Raw genomic sequence first — 18,861 nt, forward strand, 5'->3', positions numbered from 1 at the left:
ACCATGTCCCGTGGCCGTCACCGCCGCCCGCGTCATCTACTCAATTCCCGCAAGGTCTCCCGCCTTACCGTCGCGCTCGCCGCCGGCGGCGCCGTCGCCGCGCCGATCGCCGCCGCGGGCACCGCCCAGGCCGCCCCCGCCTCCGCGCCGGCCGCCGCCAACGTGAAGACCGTCAAGACCGGCGCCAAGGCGGAGCAGACCGCCGCCGCCGAGAGCTACACCGTCGCCTCCGGCGACACCCTCTTCAAGATCGCCAACGCGCACGACGTCAAGGGCGGCTGGCAGGCCGTCTACGAGGCCAACAAGGAGACGGTCGGCGGGAACCCGGACCTGATCCACCCCGGCCAGGAGCTGACCCTGGAGGCCGCGGCGGCCCAGAAGGGCGGCGAGGCCCAGCAGTCCTCCACCGAGACCTCCGGCGAGTCGGCCGACCAGGCCACCTACCCGGACAACCTGGACGGCTGGATCCGCGAGGCGCTGGCCATCATGGAGCAGGAGGGCATCCCGGGCTCCTACGACGGCATCCACCGCAACATCATCCGTGAGTCCGGCGGTGACCCGAGCGCCATCAACAACTGGGACATCAACGCCCAGAACGGCACGCCGTCCATCGGTCTGCTCCAGGTCATCAAGCCCACCTTCGACGCCTACCACGTCGAGGGCACGGCCTACGACCAGTACGACCCGGTCGCCAACATCGTCGCCGCCTGCAACTACGCGGCCGACCGCTACGGCAGCATCGACAACGTCAACGGCCCCTACTGAGCCCGACGTTCGAGGGTCACTCGACGGCCGCCTCCCACCGGCGTGCAGGTGGGAGGCGGCTTTCGTCGTGCCCGGGGGCGGCGCGCCGCAGCGGTCGGGAGCCGTCGCGGGAGCCGGGCCGCGCCGCAGTGTTCAGGCGACGGAGCCGATCGGCCGGGGCCCACCGCGGGCCCCGGGACCGTCGTGGTGGATCGGGGTGTGGGCCCCGGTCAGCGGCAGCCCGGAGCCGCCGCGGCGGCTGGCGACGATCTCCGCGGCGATGGACACCGCCGTCTCCTCGGGTGTGCGCGCGCCCAGGTCCAGGCCGATGGGCGAGCGCAACCGGGTGAGTTCGAGTTCGGTGACGCCCGCCGCGCGCAGCCGGGCGAGACGGTCCTCGTGGGTGCGGCGCGAGCCCATCGCCCCCACGTAGGCGACCGGCAGCCGCAGGGCCCGCTCCAGCAGCGGGATGTCGAACTTGGCGTCGTGGGTGAGGACGCACACCACCGTGCGGGCATCGACCTCGGTGGCGTCCAGGTAGTCGTGCGGCCAGTCGACGACCACCTCGTCCGCGTCCGGGAAGCGCGCCGCCGTGGCGAACACCGGACGTGCGTCGCAGACCGTGACGCGGTAGCCGAGGAACTTCCCCGCCCGCACCAGCGCCGCAGCGAAGTCGATCGCGCCGAACACCAGCATGCGCGGCGCCGGCACGCTCGACTCCACCAGCAGGGTGAGGGGTACGCCGCAGCGGCTCCCCTCCGCCCCGATGCCGACGGTGGCGGTGCGCCCGGCGTCCAGCAGGGCGCGCGCCTCGGCGGCGGCCGTACGGTCCAGGCCGGGGTGCCCGCCGAGGGTTCCCGCGGCACCGGACGCGCCGTCGCCGTGACCGTCGCCGCCGTCGTCCGGGCGGACGAGAAGAGCCCGCCCCAGGAGCTCCGGCGGACCGGCCACCACGCGGGCGAGGGCCGCTGAGCCGCCGCGGGCCGCCGCAGCGGCGGCCGCCGCGTACGTCTTCCGCCACGGCGCGTCCGCCCGCACCGGCACGACCAGCACGTCGATGACGCCGCCGCAGGTCAGACCCACGGCGAAGGCGTCGTCGTCGCTGTAGCCGAAGCGCTCCGTGACGGGCCGACCGTCCCGGAGCGCCTCGGCGCACAGCTCGTAGACCGCGCCCTCGACGCAGCCGCCGGACACGCTGCCGACCGCGGTGCCCCCGCCGTCCACGGCGAGCGCGGCACCGGGCTGCCGGGGCGCGCTGCCGCTGACGGCCACCACCGTGGCCACGGCGAAGTCGCGGCCCTCCTCGCACCACTGGTGCAGTTCGGCGCCGATGTCCAGCACGGAGGAACCTCCAAGGTCGGTGCGGTGCGGTGGGGCTGCGCGTCCGCTCCGGCTACTTCACGCCGAGCCAGGCCTCGATGGGCCCGAGCGAGAAGTAGACGAAGAAGACCAGTGCCAGTACCCACATGAGCCATCCCGGCTCCCGCCACCGGCCCTGCACGGCGCGGATCAGCACGTAGGAGATGACGCCCGCGGCGATACCGGCGGTGATGGAGTAGGTGAACGGCATCAGGACGGTGGTGAGGAACACCGGAACGGATGTCGCCGGGTCGTTCCAGTCGATGTGCTTGGCGTTCGTCATCATCATCGAGCCGATGACGACCAGCGCGGCGGCGGCCACCTGTGTCGGGATCACCTGGGCGAGCGGCGTGAAGAACAGGCACAGGGTGAAGGCCAGGCCGGTGACAACGCTGGCGAACCCGGTGCGTGCGCCGTCGCCGACGCCCGCCGTCGACTCCACGAAAACCGTCTGTCCGGAGGCGCCCGCGACGCCGCCGACGATGCCGCCGGCGCCGTCGATCGCCAGGGCCTTGCTGAGCCCGGGCATCTTGCCGTCCCGGTCGGCGAGGTCGGCCTGCTGGCCGATCCCGATGATCGTGCCCATGGCGTCGAAGAACCCGGCCAGCACGAGGGTGAAGACGATCACGCCCACGGTGATCGTGCCGACATCGGCCATGCCGGTGAAGGAAACCTGGCCGAACAGGCCGAAGTCCGGTGCGCTGACGATCGACCCGGTCAGTTCCGGGGCGTTCAGCCCGCCCCAGTCCTGCACGGAGAGACCGGCCACGGCGTGCACCAGCGCGGCGAACAGGGTGCCGCCGACGATGCCGATGAGGATCGCGCCGGGCACCCGGCGCACGTGGAGCAGGAAGATCAGCAGCAGCGTCACCGCGAAGCACAGCACCGGCCAGCCGGTGAGCTGGTCCTGGACGCCGAGCTGGATCGGCTTGGCCCCGGCGACACCGCCGGGACCGCCCATGCTGGTCACGAACCCGGCCTGGACCAGGCCGATCAGCGCCACGAACAGGCCGATGCCCATGGTGATGGCGTGCTTCATCGCCAGCGGGATCGCGTTCATGATCAGCTCCCGCAGGCCGGTGACGACCAGCAGGATGATCACGGCGCCGTAGATGACACACATGGCGAACGCGTTCCCCCACGTCATCTCCGGCGCCACCTGGAAGGCCACGACGGCGGAGACGCTGAGTCCCGCGGCCAGCGCGAGGGGGACGTTGCCGAGGATGCCCATCGCCAGCGTCGTCGCCGCGGCGGCGAACGCGGTGGCGGTGGTGAGCTGGGCGGGGTCGAGCCGGGCACCCGTGGCGTCCGGAACGGACAGGATCACGGGGTTGAGGAGGATGATGTACGCCATTGCCATGAAGGTGGTGACGCCGCCGCGCACCTCACGGGCGAGCGTGGATCCTCTGTCGGACATGTGGAAGTACCGGTCGAGCCAGGACCGTCCTGCCTGGGGGCGGGAGCCGTTCCCCGCCTCCTCGGGCGAGGTCTTGGGCTCCACGTGCGACTGGGTCATCTTGTGCCTTCTCCCAAGGTTCACAGGGGCACCCGCCCCGGCGCGCCGTGACGCGCCGTCGTTCGGCGGGATTTGGGATATGCACGACGCGGGGGACGGCCCTCGCCGCGTTCTGTGGGGGTGTGCCGGGCACGGTTCCGCTCGCGCGGGCCGCGCCGACGTGAGGCCGCGCCGGCAGAGGTGCTCCGGAGAACCGGTGCACCCTGCGGGCTGCCCCCGGACAGCAGGGCCGCGGTGCGGTCGGCACCACCGGCACCGCCCGCAGAGCCGGTCGCCGACGCGGCGGCGGGGAATGCCACCGCGAGGACGAGGCACCACGACGGTGAGGGATCGGCGGAATGCGCGTGCACGGCGACCACCACGTTCGGCTCGTTCCGGCGGTGCCGGCTACGTACCCGTGAGGTGCTCGGGACGGACCGGCACCCGGTTGAGCGCCAGGCCCGTCGCGGCACGGATCGCGGACAGGACGGCGGGTGTGGAGGACAGGGTCGGCGCCTCTCCCACCCCCCGCAGGCCGTACGGCGCGTGCTCGTCGGCCAGTTCCAGCACGTCGACGGGGATGGTCGGCGTGTCGAGGATCGTCGGGATCAGGTAGTCCGTGAAGGAGGGGTTGCGGACCTTGCCGTCCTCCCCCACCACGATCTCCTCCATCACCGCGAGGCCCAGGCCCTGCGTCGTGCCGCCCTGGATCTGGCCGATCACGGACTGCGGGTTGAGGGCCTTGCCGACGTCCTGCGCGCAGGCCAGCTCCACGACCTTGACCAGGCCGAGTTCGGTGTCGACCTCGACCACCGCGCGGTGCGCGGCGAACGAGTACTGGACGTGGCCGAAGCCCTGCCCGGTGCGCAGGTCGAACGGTTCGGTCGGCCGGTGGCGCCACTCGCTCTCGATGTCGACGGCCTGGTCCTCCAGGACGTCCGTCAGCGGGGCGAGCACCTCGCCGCCGTCGGTGACGACCTTGCCGCCCTCCAGCAGCAGTTCGGCCGTGGCCCACGCCGGGTGGTAGGTGCCGAACTTGGCACGGCCGATCTCCAGGACCTTCTCCCGGACCAGCTCACAGGTGTTCTTCACCGCGCCGCCGGTCACGTAGGTCTGGCGGGACGCGGACGTGGAGCCGGCGGAGCCCACCTGCGTGTCGGCGGGGTGGATGGTGACGTCGGTGACGCCCAGCTCGGTGCGGGCGATCTGCGCGTGCACGGTGACGCCGCCCTGCCCGACCTCGGCCATCGCGGTGTGCACCATGGCCACCGGCTTGCCGCCGACGACCTCCAGCCGCACCCGGGCGGTGGAGTAGTCGTCGAAGCCCTCGGAGAAGCCGACGTTCTTGATGCCGACCGCGTAGCCGACGCCGCGCACCACGCCCTCGCCGTGGGTGGTGTTGGACAGGCCGCCGGGCAGCGCCCGTACGTCGATGCCGGTGCCGGCGACCGCACCGGTGCCCTCCGCCGACTCCCACTGCCGCTCGGGGGGCAGCGGCATGGACTTCACACGGCGCAGGATCTCCGCGACGGGCGCCGGGGAGTCGACCTCCTGCCCGGTGGGCATGACGGTGCCCTGCGACATGGCGTTGAGCTGTCGGAACTCGACGGCGTCCATGCCGAGTTCGGCGGCCAGCTTGTCCATCTGCGCCTCGTAGGCGAAGCACGCCTGAACCGCGCCGAAGCCGCGCATCGCGCCGCACGGCGGGTTGTTGGTGTAGAGGGCGATCGCCTCGATGTCGACGTCGTCGATGACGTAGGGGCCGACCGAGAGGGACGAGGCGTTGCCGACGACGGCCGGGGAGGCGGACGCGTAGGCGCCGCCGTCCAGCACGATCCGGCACTTCATGTGCGTGATCCGGCCGTCCCGGGTGGCGCCGTGCTCGTACCAGAGCTTCGCCGGGTGGCGGTGGACGTGGCCGAAGAACGACTCGAACCGGTTGTAGACGATCTTGACGGGCTTGCCGGTGCGCAGCGCCAGCAGACACGCGTGGATCTGCATGGACAGGTCCTCGCGGCCGCCGAACGCGCCGCCGACGCCGGACAGCGTCATGCGGACCTTGTCCTCCGGCAGCCCCAGCACGGGGGCGATCTGCCGCAGGTCGGAGTGCAGCCACTGAGTGGCGATGTAGAGGTCGACGCCACCGTCCTCGGCGGGCACGGCGAGGCCGGACTCCGGGCCGAGGAAGGCCTGGTCCTGCATGCCGACCTCGTACTCGCCGGAAACGATCACGTCGGCGCGTGCCCGGGCCGCCTCGGCGTCGCCGCGCACGATGGGCTGGCGGTGCACGATGTTGGGGTGCGGCACGTGCGAGGCGTGGTGGTCGTCCCGGCCGGGGTGCAGCAGCGGGGCGTCCTCGGCGGTGGCGCTCGCCTCGTCGTGGACGACGGGCAGCGGCGCGTAGTCCACGACGATCTTCGCCGCCGCGCGGCGCGCGGTCTCCGGGTGGTCGGCGGCGACGAGCGCGACCGGCTCGCCGTGGTGCCGGACCCGCCCGTGCGCGAGGACGGGGGTGTCCTGGATCTCCAGGCCGTAGTTCTTCACCTCGGTGGGGAGGTCGTCGTAGGTGAGGACGGCGTACACGCCGGCCTGCTTCCAAGCCTCGGAGGTGTCGACGGAGCGGATCTCGGCGTGTGCGTGCGGGCTGCGCAGGGTGAAGCCCCACAGCATGTCCTCGTGCCACATGTCCGAGGAGTAGGCGAACTCGCCGGTGACCTTCAGCGTGCCGTCGGGGCGGAGGGTGGACTCGCCGATGCCGCCCCTGGTCTGGCTGCCCTGGCTCAGGGAGGTGGGAGTGCGTGTGACGCCCATGGTGGTCAGGCCCCCGTTCCCGCGGTCTGGGTCTCCTCGCGGGCGGCCGCGAGGCGGACCGCGTCGAGGATCTTCTCGTAGCCCGTGCAGCGGCACAGGTTGCCGGACAGCGCCTCGCGGATGTCCGCGTCGGACGGCTCCGGGTTGCGCTCGATCAGTTCGTCGGCGGCGACGAGCAGACCGGGTGTGCAGAAGCCGCACTGCACGGCGCCGGCGTCGATGAACGCCTGCTGCACCGTGGAGAGTTCGGCTGCCTCACCCGTCTGCGAGTCGGCCGGGCGGGCCTCCCAGCGCTGCGCCGCGTCCACCGAGGTGCCGGTGTTCTTCGCGTCGCCGCAGGCGCCGGAGGCGCAGCCCCCGGCCGCGCGCTGCCGGGCGTAGTCCGCCAGGCCCTCGACGGTGACCACGTCGCGGCCCTCGACCTGGCCGGCGGCGACCAGGCAGGCGCACACCGGGTCGCCATCCAGCCGGACCGTGCACGAGCCGCACTCGCCCTGCTCGCAGGCGTTCTTGGAACCGGGCAGGCCCATCCGCTCACGCAGCACGTAGAGCAGCGACTCGCCCTCCCAGACGTCGTCGGCCTCGTAGGGGCGGCCGTTGACCGTGAAATTCACGCGCACTGTGCGCCTCCTTCGGTGGTGCTGCGGCCCGCGCGGTAGGACTCCCAGGTCCAGCCGAGGGTGCGGCGGGCCATGACGCCGACCGCGTGCCGGCGGTACTTCGCACTGCCGCGTACGTCGTCGATGGGATTGCAGGCGCCGGAGGCCAACTCGGCGAACTGCCGGGCGACCGAGGGGGTGATCCTGGCGCCGCTGTCCCAGAACCCGCCCTCCTCCAGGGCGGCGTTCAGGAAGTCCTCCGCCTCGCGGGCGCGGACCGGGGTCGGCGCGGCCGATCCGATGCCGGTGCGGACCGTGCGGGTCTCCGGGTGCAACGCCAGGCCGAACGCGCAGACCGCGATGACCATGGCGTTCCGGGTGCCGACCTTGGAGAACTGCTGCGGGCCGTCCGCCTTCTTGATGTGCACGGCACGGATCAGCTCGTCGTCGGCCAGGGCGTTCCGCTTCACGCCGGTGAAGAACTCCTCCACCGGGATGCGGCGCGTGCCGCGCACGGACTCGGCCTCCACCTGTGCTCCGGCGGCCAGCAGGGCGGGGTGGGAGTCTCCGGCCGGAGAGGCCGCGCCCAGGTTGCCGCCGACGCTGCCGCGGTTGCGGATCTGGGGTGACCCGACGGTGTGGCCGGCCAGCGCCAGACCGGGGAGTTCGGCGCGCAGATGCTCGATGATGCGGGTGTAGGACACGGACGCTCCGAGACGTACCGTGTCCTCGCCGACCTCCCACTCGTACAGGTCGGCGATGCGGTTGAGGTCGAGCAGGTGCTCGGGCCGGCGGTGGTCGAAGTTCAGCTCGACCATCACGTCCGTGCCGCCCGCGATGGGTACAGCTGTCGGGTGCTCCGCCTTCGCGGCGAGCGCCTCCTCCCAGCTGGCGGGGCGCAGGAACTCCATGGGTGTCTCTTCTCAGGTCGCTTGCGCGGCTGTGGCGGACCGGCTCCGGGAGCGGGGGCCGGAGCGGTTCATCTTGCGTTCATCTGGTGTGTGACCCAGTACACCGACGCGCGGCGGAAGCGGTGCAGTCACCGAAACCATGAACCGACTGGCTGGCCGACGACGCCCTCTTGTAGATTCAAACAAGAGCCGGGCGCAGCTCAGCGCACGGTGATCACGACATTACTCATCGCGACGAACGGCGGGCGACGACATGCGGCTGCGCGCACTCCTGGAGACCGAGTCGCTCGGGCTGCGGCTGCTGTGCGGCGACGACGAGCTCGACCGCACGGTGCGCGGCGTCATGACCACCGACCTGCGCGACCCCAGCCGGTACCTCGCGGGCGGCGAGCTGGTGCTGACCGGCCTGGCCTGGCGGCACTCCGCCGAGGACTCCGAGCCCTTCGCGCGCCTCCTCACCGGGGCGGGCGTCGCCGGGCTCGCGGCCGGTGAGGCCGAGCTCGGCTCGGTGCCGGACGACCTGGTCGCGGCCTGCGCACGGCACCGGCTGCCGCTGTTCGCCGTCGACGAGGACGTGGCCTTCGCGACGATCACCGAGCACGTGGTGCGGCAGGTGTCCGCGGGGCGGGCCGGCGACCTCGCCGCCGTGGTCGACCGGCACCGCCGGCTGATGTCCTCCGGGCCGGCGGGCGGCGGCCCGGACGCGGTACTGGAACTGCTCGTCTCCGACCTGGACCTGCGGGCGTGGGTTCTGGCCTCGACGGGGCGTCAGGTCGCGGGCTCCTCCCCCGGCGAGGTGCTGCGGCTGCCGTCCTCGGTGCGGGCCCGGCTGGCCGGCGAGCACCTCGCCGCGGTCCGGACCGGGCGGCGCGGGCCGCACCGGGTGCGGGTGGACGGCGTCACGTACGCGCTGTTCCGGGTGAGCGGCGGCGCGGACGCCCCGGGCGGGGCCCCGGCCGACCCGCGGCGCACGGTGCTCTCCGACTGGCTGCTCGCGGTGGAGGCCGACACCGGCGACTGGCCGGCCGAACGGCTCGACCTGCTGCACGGCGTCACCCAGCTCATCGCCGTGGAGCGCGAACGCCGGGACGCGGCGCGGACCGTACGGCGGCGGCTGGCGCAGGAGGTCCTGGAGCTGGTGCTCTCCGGCGCGCCGCCGGCGGAGATCGCCGCGCGGCTGCGGCTGACCGCGCCGGTGCTGCTGCCGGGGCTGGGCAGCGCCCCGCGCTGGCAGGTCGTCACCGCCGCCGTGGACTGGTCCGGGGAGGGCGCCGCCGCTCTCGAGGGCGGGCCGGTGGCGCAGACGCTCCTGGAGGAACTGCTGGTCGACGTGGAGACGCCGGGGGGCGAGGCCGCGGACCGGATCGCCGTCGCGCACACCGGCGACGAGGCGGTGGCGCTGGTGCCGCTGCCCGCCCCTGTGGGCGGTGAGCCGGGCGAGGAAGGTGCGGCAGCGGCGGCACCCGAGCTGGAGGCGGACGCCCTCTGCGCGGCGGTACGAGCACCGATGGAGCGCGGTCTCGCCGGCGACGGGCGGCTCACGCTCGGCGTGAGCGCGGCGGTGCACTCGGCGGAGGGGCTGCGCGGGGCGCTGGAGGAGGCGCGCCACGCGCGGCGCGTCGCCGCGGCGCGGCCCGGCGCGGTGTGCGCGGCGGGCCACGCGGAGCTGGCCTCGCACGTCCTGCTGCTGCCGTTCGTGCCGGACGACGTGCGGCGCGCGTTCACGGCGCGCCTGCTGGACCCGTTGTGGGAGTACGACCGGCGGCACCGGGCGGAGCTGGTGCCGACACTGGACGCCTTCCTCTCCGCCGACGGTTCCTGGACGCGGTGCGCGTCCCGGCTCCACCTGCACGTCAATACCCTGCGGTACCGGATGGGCCGCATCGAGCAGCTGACCGGCCGCGACCTCAGCCGCCTAGAGGACAAGCTCGACTTCTTCCTCGCCCTCCGCATGAGCTGACGCACTGGCGCGGCCTGCGGCGCGCCCGTTCGAACAGCTGCGGCCTGGCACGTGAAGCCGTGCCGGTGGCGGACGCGGCCGTCAAGTGGCGCCATCCGGCGTGGGTGCACCCGCCGGGGACGATCCTGTTCAGGATCAGCGGCCACGCCCGGCACGCGAGCGTCACGTTCACGCCCAGCACCCGCGAAGCCTTCGCCGCCGAACCGACCGGTTCCGGAACCGGCAGGGGGACGGCCGGGCTCCCGCACGGCGCCCCGGCGCCGGCCGACCACCCCACCGCATGATCGCGTGCCGCGTCCGCGAGCACGAGGACGCGGCGTGCCGTGGAGGTGAGTCAGGTGGTGGTGAGGCTCCGGCGGAGGCGGTGCAGACCGCGGCGGGTGTGACTCTTCACCGTGCCGAGCGCCAGACCCGTCCGCTCGGCGATCTGCACCTGCGTCAGGTCGTCGTAGAAGGCGAGGCACAGTACCCGTCGCTGAGGAGCCGGCAGCGTGGCCAGTTCGTGCGCCACGAGGACGCGGTCCAGCACGGCGTCCACCTCCGCGGGAACGCGTCCGCCAGCCGCCGGGGCCTGACGCGCGGCGGCCTTGTCGTGGAGGTCCCGGCGCCGGGTGCGCGCGGAGAGCGCGTCGGCGATCTTGCGACGGGTGATCCCGACGAGCCACCCGGCCAGCGCCCCTCGCTCCGGCCGGTAGCCGTGCCTGCCGCGCCACGCGGCGAGGAACACCTGCTGGGTGACGTCCTCCGCCTCGTCGCGGTCTCCCAGTGCGCGCGAGGCGAGGGTGAAGACGAGGGCGGACCAGCGCCGGTGAACGGCCGCGAGGGCGAGTTCGTCGCCGCGTACGAACGCCGCGGCGAGTTCCTTGTCGGCACGGGCTTCGTCGGCCACGGCTTCGTCGGCCACGGCTTCTTCGGCCACGGCTTCTTCGGCCACGGCTTCTTCGGCACGGGATTCTCCGGCGAGGGACTCCCGGGCCGCGAGGGTCCGGTCGTCGTCGTGCTGTGCTGCCGTACGGCCGTCCGCCCCGGACGCGAACCGGAATCCGGGGCCCACGACGCGCAGGGGGCTGACCTTCATGGGCTTTCCTCCCGCCGTGCGCTGCGCCGGCCGTGACGGCCGGTACGACCGAGTCTTGGCAAACGATGCATTCCCGACAACTTGCATTGATTCTGCGTCGTCTCGGCGACGTATCGTGGGCGCATGGACGCGTCCCGCCCGGAGCACACCGCAGGGCAGACCACGGGTGCCGTGGCCCGGCGGATCGGGGTGTCGCCGACCACCCTGCGCTCGTGGGACCGGCGCTACGGCCTGGGCCCGTCCCTCCGGGAACAGGGCAGACACCGCAGGTGGACGCCGGGCGACATCGCCGTGCTGGAAGAGATGTGCCGGCTGACCTCGGCGGGCGTCCCGCCCGCCGAGGCGGCGAAGGCGGCACTCGGCGCGGCCGGGTCGTCCACATCGGTCGGTGCCGAAACGATGCAGGAGCCGGAGAAGGCGCCCGCGCAGCCGACCGGTGGCGGCGGCCTGCCGCTGGGCGACGTACGCCAGGAGTGCCGCGGGCTGGCGCGTGCGGCCGTGCGGCTCGACGCCGCGGCGGTCCAGGCGGGGCTGGCGACGGCGATCGGCGAGTACGGCCTGGTGTCGGCGTGGGAGGAGGTCATGATGCCCGCGCTGCGCGCCGTCGGCCTCAAGTGGTCGAACTCCGGGGACCGGTACGTGGAAGTGGAGCACCTGCTGTCGTGGCACGTCTCGGCGACGCTGCGGGCGGCGGCTGCCGCCGCGCCCGGTGACGTCCCCGACACGGTCTCCGCCCGGGACGGGAGGAGCGGCCGCGGACCCGTGGTACTGGCCTGCGTGCCGGGCGAGCTGCACGCGCTGCCGCTGGAGGCGCTGGCCGCGGGCCTGGCCCGGCGCGGGCTCCCGGTGCTGATGTTCGGCGCCGCGGTGCCCGTGCCGGCGCTGGAGGAGGCCGTGCGGCGGACCGGACCGTCGGCGGTGGTCCTGTGGGCACAGACGTCGTCGGCGGCGGACTGGCCGCTGGCCCGGCACGTCGGCGCGATGGGGTGGGGTGTGCGGGGAGCGCGCCGCCACCCGGCCGTGGTCGCCGCCGGGCCGGGCTGGGCGTCACCACACCTGCCGCTGCCCGGAGCCCACCGGCCCCGCAGCCTGCACAACGCGCTGTCCCTACTGGAGAATCTCGCCTCCGCGTAGCAGCCGGACGGTCAGCCCCAGACGGCAGTGCCTCGCCCTCCGGGGCCAGGAGGACGTCCAGGGTGGCGCGCTCGTCCGCCTCGAAACGGCCGTCGAGGCGGAGTTCGACACACGGCTGCCGGGCTGGTTCGGTGCCGCCGGGGAGGAGCCGTTGGAGGTCCTGTCGCTGTTCGACGGCCAGGGCGACCTGAGTGGCAGTCACCCTGCCCGCACGCCGCCGCCGTCGCTCTTTCCCGTACATGGCTTCCGCGGACTGCCGGCGCGTCAGAAAGCGCTGCGTGCGGCGCTTCGGTGCAGGTCGCCGACATGCGTGGATTGGTCACTTCGCCATGCTCACGGCAGTCCGTCACCTCATCAGTTCCGCCTCACGGCAGGGGCTTCGGCCTGCCCCGCCCCACCGGGGACACCCCTCCGGGCGCAGGTCCGATCCGGGGGCGGCGTCCGGAGCGTACTGCGCCGTGCGGGGGACCACGTCCCCGTTCGGTCCATCAGCGAGCATTCCAGTACGTCATATGACGAACCCTCTGATTACGGTCACTGTGAGGCACAACCATCGGGGCACCCCCCGGATTGGAGTCACCATGTCCCACCGACGGCTGGTGCTCACGGGCACCTGCATCGGAGCGGTCACCGCAGGGCTGCTGGTCGCCACGACGACCACCACCCCGGAGAACGCCCCGCGCGACGCGCAGGCACTCAGCGCCGTGCAGAGACCCCCCGACCAGGCTCCGGCGGGCGGACCCGCGCCCGTGGGCGGAGCGAGCGCCGGCCGGGCGGACCCCGGGGACGACGAGCCGGGCGAGGAGGAGGACGGTCTCGACCTGCCGGACTTCGGGGCCTTCCTCGGGTCCGGACCGGAGGGCGTCCGCCGCATCGAGAAGTTGGAGAAGTGGCTGGACGGGCGCGAGCCCACCGTCGGCCACACCTACCTTCCGGGCGACCTGTGGGTGAACATCGAGGGCAAGCGCCGGTTCCTCGAACCCTGGGCGGAGTGGACACGGGAGAAGGACGACCGCATGTTCGTCCTCAACGTCCCGATGCTGGAACGGAACGAGGACGACCTGCCCGACGAGGCCGTCGACCACCTGCTCCGGGCCGGCGCACGCGGCCACTTCGACCACCACTTCCGCCGGCTCGGCGAACGACTGGTGGACCTCGGCGTCGAGGAGACGGTCGTCGTCCTCGGCTGGGAGATGAACGGCACCACCTACACCAGCCGCTGCGCACCGAACCCCGAGGCGTGGAAGACGTACTGGCGCAACATCGTCTCGGCCATGCGGTCCGTACCCGGCCAGGACTTCGAGTTCGACTTCGCCCCGGCGCGCGGTGAGGACGCCATCGCCTGGACGAAGTGCTACCCGGGCGACCCGTACGTGGACATCATCGGCATGGACTCCTACGACCAGCCGCCCGGCACCAGCTTCCGGGAGCAGGTGAACCAGCCGTACGGGCTGAAGAAGCAGGTCGAGTTCGCCAGGGAGCACGACAAGGAGATCTCCTACCCCGAGTGGGGGCTCTTCCGCGACGGCGACAACCCGGAGTACATGCGCAAGATGCTGGAGTGGATCCGCCGCCACGACCCCGAGTACCACACCATCACGGACTACTGCCCGCACGGGGTGATGCAGTGCGGGACCAACCCGGAGTCCTCGGACGTGTTCCGTGAGCTGATGGCGGACGTCGCCGAACTGCCGGACCCGTTCCCCACAACGCCCACGGGACCGGAGCAGGAGCCGGACGTCCCCTGGTGGAAGCCGGAGCCCGTCGAGTTCTGCGTCGACCTCGGCGACTGGATCCAGGACCTGCTGGACACGGAGCCGCTGTGCTTCAAGTTCGACGGGGACCTGGGGCTGTAGCCGCCGCACCCCGCCCCGCCGCCGGCACGGCGACGGGGCGGGGTGCCGGGCAGGGGCCCGGCGGGACGTCAGTTCCGCTCCCCCGCCCGGACGCCGCGCAGCACGGCGCGGACACCGCCGCTGCGCGCCTCGTCCAGCCGGGACCGCCACTCCAGCAAACCGGGCACCCGTTCGCGGGCCTCCCGCACCGCCGCCGCGCGCGCGGTGCGCAGCCCCGCGTACGCGGCGAGCACCGGGCGCAGCTCGCGACGGGCCATCAGCAGCCGCTGGTTGCCGACCTCGACCGGCCGCCAGCGCAGCTTGTACGGCTCCGCGCCCCGCAGCATGCTGAACGTGCTGCGGCCGGTCGCCGCCGTGTGCCGGGCGCTCTCCCGCAGCAGCATCGACGTGATGTCGGTCTTCGCCCGTAGCTCCGGGTGGACGCCGTCGAGGTAGCCACCCGCCAGGTCGGCCGACAACAGGGTCATGTCGGAGGCCATCACCTCGCCCCCGACCAGGTACTCGCAGATCCGGGCGTGGCCGGTGCGAGCCATCCGCGTCACGGCGCGCGTCAGGTGCTCCGCGAAGCGGGGCCGTACGTGTTCCGGCGTCACTCCGCGGCCCTCCCACTGGAGTCCGTGCAGCCGGATCATGGTGGCGACCGCGGTGGGCACCTTCTCCGCCGGGACGTCACGGTGCTCTACGCCCAGCGCGTCGAGCTTGCGGAGCTTGGCCCGGCGCCGTTTGGCGCTGGTCGCCGGCATGCGGCGGAACAGTTCCTCGATGGGCACACCGGGCAGGTCCAGGCACACCGAGTCGCGCCGGTGCCGCCGTGGACCCTCCCACTGCGCGAACAGCCGTTCCGCCGCCGCGCCCGGCCGCACCTCGCGCAGGTCGAGCACGGCGCCGCGCATGGCCCGGTGCAGGCCGCGCACGAGCGCCGTGGTCACCTCCGCGACGTGACCGGCGTCCACCAGCACGTCGAAGAAGTCGGAGATGTGGCCGCCGAGCGGCACCAGGACCGGGAAGGGCCGGTGCGCCAGCATCAGCGGCGCCGCGCCGACCAGCACGCCGCCGCGCCGCACGAGCACCAGCCGCAGGCGGCCGGGCGTGCCGTAGGACAGCCACCACGAGTGCAGCCAGGCGTGGGTCTGGAACGGCGTGGCGGTGGGGCACCGTTCGAACAGGGCGTCCCATTCCGGTGCCAGGCGGGCGAACTGCTCGGGGTCCCGGCACAGCGTCACCGCGATGCCGGTGCCGCCACCGGACGCCGTGCGGGCCCGGGTGGGGGCGGGGGTGGTCGCTGTCATCGCACGGTCTCCTCTCCGTCGGGCGCCGCCGCGTCGCGGCGCGGGCGTACCAGCAGCACGAGCGCGCCGACCAGGACGCCCGCCGAGCCGCCGACGGCGGTGGCCAGCACCGGCGACGGGCTGCTCGCCTCGCGCGGGGCGCGGGCCCGGGAGAACGCGGTGAGTTCCACCCCGGTGTCCTTCGCGGACTCCCCGGCGACGTCGGCCAGCGAACGGGCGACCGCGTTGGCCATCTCCGCCGCCTCGCCCGCGCTGGGCGCACTGCCGGTGATCTCGATCATCGGCGCGTCCGGTGATGTCACCGCCTCCACACCTTCCTGGAGCGTGGCGACGGGCACCCCGCCGTCCTGCTGGGCCTTCGCGAGCACGGCCGTGTCGGTGGCGATCCGGCCGTACGCCTGCGCGAAACCGAGGGCGGTCACCGGGTCGCCACCCTTGCCCGGTACGACCGCGACGTAGCTGGTCGCGGTGTACCGGGCGGGCGCCAGCGCGCCGTACGCGGCGCCGGCGAGCACCCCGGCGAGCACGCACGCGGCTGCGGGCGCCGCCCCACGGGGCCGCCGCCGCCAGGTGCGGCGCGCCCGCTGGGCACCCGCAGCGCCGGCGCGCCGGACGGTGGGCCACACGCGGGGCGCCTTCGCGGTGTTGGTCGAGGCCGCTTCACCGGCCCCCTCCACGGAGCGCGCCGGCCGGGACGGACACTCGGCCCGGGGGGTGAGGTGCGTCGCGGAGGCCGCGTCCTCGGTGCGTTCGGCGTTGGCGCCGCCGGTCACGCCGCGGCGGGGCACCGCCGACTGCCGCTGAGCACTCGCCCTGGCCACGTGCTTGGCGAGCAGCCCACCCGTCCCACCGCCGGGACCCGCGTCCGGCACGTCGGACCGCCCGGGGGCGCCCGTCGCCCTCCCCCCGCGGGAGTTGCGCGCCACGGTGCCCGGCAGTTCCGGCTTGGCGAGGACCGCCTTCACGGGCACGCCGACGGCGGACGCCTTCCCGCGGCCCGCCGGGGAACCGACGCGGGACGTCCGGGACGCCGCTTCGGCAGGATGGCCGGCACCCTCGTGCGAGCCCGGCGCGGCGGTGGCGGCACTCGCCGTGGTGCCCTTTCGGGCGGAGGCACGGTCGGGCCCCGCCGGGGGGCGGGCTCCAGAGGGCTGCGGCGACGCCGGCCGGTTCGCCGCCCGCGACGCCTCGGCGTCCGGCACCTCGTGAACCTCCGCGACGGCGCCCTTCGCAGCGGAACCGTCCCCCGACGACGAGCCGTCCGTGCGGGGCTCGGTCGCCGTCTGCCGCTGCGTTGCGGCAGACGTGTCGCCCCGCTGCGACGCAGTCGCAGCATCGCGTGAGCCCGAGCCCTCGGGCTTCGGAGCTGTGCCGGCCTCGGCCGAGCGACGGTCTGCGGGGGCGGCGGTCCCCTTCTCCGGGCGCGGCTCGGCGTCGGCGGGCTGTGCGCGGGAGGCCGCGTCGGCGGGCTGCGGGTCGGGGGTCATGGGGGCGGACGGGTTGCGGGACTGGGGGCGTTGGCGGTGTTCGGTGCGGGGGCGTCGCTTGCGGCCGGGCTGGCGCGCGGCCTTGCGGGCGGTCTCCGTCATGGTGACTCCTCGTGGCGGTCGGGGCGGGCGCGGGTGGTCACGGCGCGCCGCGTCTTCGGTTCACGCCTGCGGCGTGCGGCGGGACGGAGGCGCCGGGGATCCAGGCGGCGAGGCGTCCGGTGTCCGGCCGGGCGGGAGGGGGAACGGGCTCCGCCGGGGCGGTACCGGTGAGGCCGGCATACACGCCGGTGAGCCGTTCGGCGGCGCGCGCGATGTCGTAGCGCCGCACGACCGGCGGCACCGGCAGGCGGCCGTGTCCGGCGGCGAGGTGTACGCGGAGGGCCGCGGTGAGGCGTTCCGTCTCCGCGCCGACGCGGTAGGCGCCGGGCGCCTCGGAGCCGGGCACGTCGTCCACCGCGGGACAGGTGACGTGGAGCACCGGCAGTCCCGCGGCCAGCGCCTCCAGCACGGACAGGCCGAAGGCCTCCTCCGTGGACGGCGAGACGAACAGGTCCATGGCGGCCAGCAGGTGCGGAAGCGGCGGCAGTCCGGCGGCGGCCTCCTCGGCGGCCGTCACCGGGGCGACCGCGCCGCCGCACTCGCCGGGGAGCAGGACGCGGTCCGCCACACCGAGTGCCCGCGCGAGGTGCAGCAGTCGTGCCCGTTCGGGACCGTCGCCGACCAGCAGCAGGCGTACGTCCGGCTGCGCCGCGCAGGCGCGGACCAGGCGGTCGTACCGCTTGCCCGGCACCAGGCGGCCCACGCCGCCGACCACCGTCGCGTCGGCGGGGAGCCCGAGGCGGGTCCGCGTGGCGGCACGCGCGGCGGGGTCGTGGCGGAACCGGGCGGCGTCGATGCCGTTGGGCACCACGTGGATGCGGTCCGCGGGCACGCCCCAGGCACGAAGCCGGTCGGCGACGGTGACCGACACGGCGACGGTCGCGCCGCCCAGCCGCTCGGTCGCCAGGTACAGGCCGCGCGTGCCCGCGCCCAGGGGGCGGCCTTCGATCGCCGCGTCGCCCAGCGAGTGTTCGGTGGCCACGACGTGCCGCACCCCCGCCATGCGCGCCGCGAGGCGCCCGTACACGCAGGCCCGGTAGAGGTGGGTGTGCACCAGGTCGTAGCCGCCGTCGCGGATCAGCCGGACCAGCCGCGGCAGCGCCGCCAGGTCGCGGTTGCCCCGCATCCCCAGGTGCCGCACGCGCACGCCGTCGGCGCGCAGGCCGTCGGCGACGGCGCCGGGGTTGGTGAGGGTGACGACATCGCTGCGCACGGGGAGGTGGCGGAGCATCAGCCGCAGCTGCTGCTCCGCGCCGCCGACACCGAGGCCGGTGATGACGTGCAGGACCCGCGAGGGCAGGCTCACCGGAGCGTCGCCTCCTCCGGCAACGGCCGGCGGCGCCAGGGGTGCAGGCGGCGCTTGAGGTGCAGGCGCACCGCGTTGTCCTGCTCGCCGATGTGCACGCGGGGCAGGGCGTGGAGGCCGGTGAGGCGGCCGGGGTCGATGGCGCAGGCGTAGGCGTAGCCGGCCGCGCGCACCGCGCGCACCGCGCGGGCGTCCAGGGTGCCGTAGGGGTAGCAGAAGCCGGCCGGGGGTCTGCCCGTGAGGCGGGTCAGCAGATCGCGGCTGCCTGCGGTCTCCTCGTGCAGCCCGGCGTCGTCGAGCGCGGGGAGTTCGCGGTGCAGCATGCCGTGCGAGCCGATCTCCATGCCGGCGCCCACGGCGGCCAGCACGCCCTCGGCGGTGAGCAGCGGCTTGCGCGGGCCCAGCGGGTCCCACACGTTGCTGCCGCCGAGACGGCCGGGCAGCACGAAGACGGTGGCGGTGCAGTCGTGCCGGTGCAGCAGGGGGACGGCCTCGTCGAGGAAGTCCTGGTAGCCGTCGTCGAAGGTGAGGCCGACGAGGTCGCGGCCGCGGCCGGCGGCCCGTTCCCGGAGCAGTTCGGCGATGCCGACGCCGCGCAGGCCCCGGGCGGCGAGCCATTCGAGCTGGCGGCGCAGCCGGTGCGGGGAGACGGTGACGTGGTACGGGTCTTCGGTGCTGTCGGCGACGGAGTGGTACATCAGCAGCCAGGGGGCGCCGGACCGGGGCCGGT

The 18,861-nt window shown here is 74.2% G+C and carries 15 protein-coding genes and 1 pseudogene; 6 read left to right on the forward strand and 10 right to left on the reverse strand.

Annotated elements, in window-relative coordinates; all coding sequences use genetic code 11:
* Positions 1-3: 3 nt before the first annotated feature.
* Positions 4-765, forward strand: coding sequence for a LysM peptidoglycan-binding domain-containing protein (locus E4198_RS03030; protein WP_136181763.1), 762 nt, complete (start codon positions 4-6; stop codon positions 763-765).
* A 132-nt stretch (positions 766-897) separates the two neighbouring features.
* Here E4198_RS03030 and E4198_RS03035 read toward each other — a convergent pair whose 3' ends face one another.
* The 5 genes from E4198_RS03035 to E4198_RS03055 form a co-directional block, all read right to left on the reverse strand.
* The gene (locus tag E4198_RS03035) at positions 898-2,085 is read right to left on the reverse strand and encodes an XdhC/CoxI family protein (protein WP_136181764.1); all 1,188 of its coding nucleotides are present in this window, start codon (positions 2,083-2,085) and stop codon (positions 898-900) included.
* A gap of 52 nt (positions 2,086-2,137) precedes the next feature.
* Positions 2,138-3,619, reverse strand: coding sequence for an NCS2 family permease (locus tag E4198_RS03040; RefSeq protein ID WP_136181765.1), 1,482 nt, complete (start codon positions 3,617-3,619; stop codon positions 2,138-2,140).
* Positions 3,620-4,006: 387 nt separating this feature from the next.
* On the reverse strand, positions 4,007-6,409 hold the full coding sequence (pucD, locus tag E4198_RS03045) for a xanthine dehydrogenase subunit D (protein ID WP_136181766.1): 2,403 nt from the start codon (positions 6,407-6,409) through the stop codon (positions 4,007-4,009).
* Positions 6,410-6,414: 5 nt separating this feature from the next.
* Complete coding sequence (locus E4198_RS03050) at positions 6,415-7,029, reverse strand: (2Fe-2S)-binding protein (RefSeq protein WP_136181767.1); 615 nt, start codon at positions 7,027-7,029, stop codon at positions 6,415-6,417.
* Positions 7,020-7,919 (reverse strand): xanthine dehydrogenase family protein subunit M, encoded by a 900-nt coding sequence (locus E4198_RS03055; RefSeq protein WP_136181768.1) that lies wholly within the window; start codon positions 7,917-7,919, stop codon positions 7,020-7,022. The genes E4198_RS03050 and E4198_RS03055 overlap by 10 nt, the downstream gene beginning before the upstream one ends.
* A gap of 253 nt (positions 7,920-8,172) precedes the next feature.
* On the opposite strand from E4198_RS03055, the gene E4198_RS03060 reads away from it, so the two are divergent.
* A complete protein-coding gene (locus tag E4198_RS03060) occupies positions 8,173-9,879 on the forward strand; it encodes a PucR family transcriptional regulator ligand-binding domain-containing protein (protein ID WP_136181769.1) in 1,707 nt (568 codons plus the stop codon).
* Between the two features lie 65 nt (positions 9,880-9,944).
* Positions 9,945-10,163 carry a DUF1801 domain-containing protein gene (locus E4198_RS03065; RefSeq protein WP_136181770.1) on the forward strand — a complete coding sequence of 73 codons (219 nt, stop codon included), beginning with the start codon at positions 9,945-9,947 and terminating at the stop codon, positions 10,161-10,163.
* Between the two features lie 50 nt (positions 10,164-10,213).
* Here the strand turns inward: E4198_RS03065 and E4198_RS03070 are convergent, their stop codons facing one another.
* On the reverse strand, positions 10,214-10,957 hold the full coding sequence (locus tag E4198_RS03070; protein WP_136181771.1) for a sigma-70 family RNA polymerase sigma factor: 744 nt from the start codon (positions 10,955-10,957) through the stop codon (positions 10,214-10,216).
* A 123-nt stretch (positions 10,958-11,080) separates the two neighbouring features.
* On the opposite strand from E4198_RS03070, the gene E4198_RS03075 reads away from it, so the two are divergent.
* The 3 genes and pseudogenes from E4198_RS03075 (at position 11,081) to E4198_RS03080 (ending at position 13,947) form a co-directional block, all read left to right on the forward strand.
* Entirely contained in the window at positions 11,081-12,091 is a 1,011-nt protein-coding gene (locus tag E4198_RS03075) for a MerR family transcriptional regulator (RefSeq protein WP_136181772.1), read from the forward strand.
* Positions 12,092-12,188: 97 nt separating this feature from the next.
* Positions 12,189-12,278 (forward strand): annotated as a pseudogene (locus E4198_RS25275) (XRE family transcriptional regulator); the annotation flags it as partial.
* A gap of 394 nt (positions 12,279-12,672) precedes the next feature.
* On the forward strand, positions 12,673-13,947 hold the full coding sequence (locus E4198_RS03080; RefSeq protein ID WP_136181773.1) for a glycosyl hydrolase: 1,275 nt from the start codon (positions 12,673-12,675) through the stop codon (positions 13,945-13,947).
* 68 nt (positions 13,948-14,015) lie between these two features.
* On the opposite strand, the gene E4198_RS03085 is transcribed toward E4198_RS03080, so the two are convergent.
* From E4198_RS03085 to E4198_RS03100, 4 genes are read right to left on the reverse strand one after another with little or no spacing between them, the layout of a single operon-like run.
* A complete protein-coding gene (locus E4198_RS03085) occupies positions 14,016-15,236 on the reverse strand; it encodes a GNAT family N-acetyltransferase (protein ID WP_136181774.1) in 1,221 nt (406 codons plus the stop codon).
* Positions 15,233-16,825, reverse strand: coding sequence for a hypothetical protein (locus tag E4198_RS03090; RefSeq protein ID WP_136181775.1), 1,593 nt, complete (start codon positions 16,823-16,825; stop codon positions 15,233-15,235). The genes E4198_RS03085 and E4198_RS03090 overlap by 4 nt, the downstream gene beginning before the upstream one ends.
* A 37-nt stretch (positions 16,826-16,862) precedes the next feature.
* A complete protein-coding gene (locus tag E4198_RS03095; protein WP_247597528.1) occupies positions 16,863-18,131 on the reverse strand; it encodes a glycosyltransferase in 1,269 nt (422 codons plus the stop codon).
* Positions 18,128-18,829 carry a polysaccharide deacetylase family protein gene (locus E4198_RS03100; protein ID WP_247597847.1) on the reverse strand — a complete coding sequence of 234 codons (702 nt, stop codon included), beginning with the start codon at positions 18,827-18,829 and terminating at the stop codon, positions 18,128-18,130. Before E4198_RS03100 ends, E4198_RS03095 begins: the two co-directional genes overlap by 4 nt.
* Positions 18,830-18,861 lie beyond the last annotated feature (32 nt).

It is taken from the genome of Streptomyces sp. RKND-216 (genome assembly GCF_004795255.1).
GTDB lineage: Bacteria > Actinomycetota > Actinomycetes > Streptomycetales > Streptomycetaceae > Streptomyces > Streptomyces hazeniae.

Bases quoted from the DNA above. Each gene is read 5' to 3' on its own strand.
- E4198_RS03040 (WP_136181765.1), bottom strand. From the start codon at position 3,619: ATGACCCAGTCGCACGTGGAGCCCAAGACCTCGCCCGAGGAGGCGGGG.
- E4198_RS03080 (WP_136181773.1), top strand. From the start codon at position 12,673: ATGTCCCACCGACGGCTGGTGCTCACGGGCACCTGCATCGGAGCGGTC.
- E4198_RS03085 (WP_136181774.1), bottom strand. From the start codon at position 15,236: ATGACAGCGACCACCCCCGCCCCCACCCGGGCCCGCACGGCGTCCGGT.
- E4198_RS03075 (WP_136181772.1), top strand. From the start codon at position 11,081: ATGGACGCGTCCCGCCCGGAGCACACCGCAGGGCAGACCACGGGTGCC.
- E4198_RS03070 (WP_136181771.1), bottom strand. From the start codon at position 10,957: ATGAAGGTCAGCCCCCTGCGCGTCGTGGGCCCCGGATTCCGGTTCGCG.
- E4198_RS03055 (WP_136181768.1), bottom strand. From the start codon at position 7,919: ATGGAGTTCCTGCGCCCCGCCAGCTGGGAGGAGGCGCTCGCCGCGAAG.
- E4198_RS03090 (WP_136181775.1), bottom strand. From the start codon at position 16,825: ATGACGGAGACCGCCCGCAAGGCCGCGCGCCAGCCCGGCCGCAAGCGA.
- pucD (WP_136181766.1), bottom strand. From the start codon at position 6,409: ATGGGCGTCACACGCACTCCCACCTCCCTGAGCCAGGGCAGCCAGACC.
- E4198_RS03030 (WP_136181763.1), top strand. From the start codon at position 4: ATGTCCCGTGGCCGTCACCGCCGCCCGCGTCATCTACTCAATTCCCGC.
- E4198_RS03100 (WP_247597847.1), bottom strand. From the start codon at position 18,829: ATGTACCACTCCGTCGCCGACAGCACCGAAGACCCGTACCACGTCACC.
- E4198_RS03060 (WP_136181769.1), top strand. From the start codon at position 8,173: ATGCGGCTGCGCGCACTCCTGGAGACCGAGTCGCTCGGGCTGCGGCTG.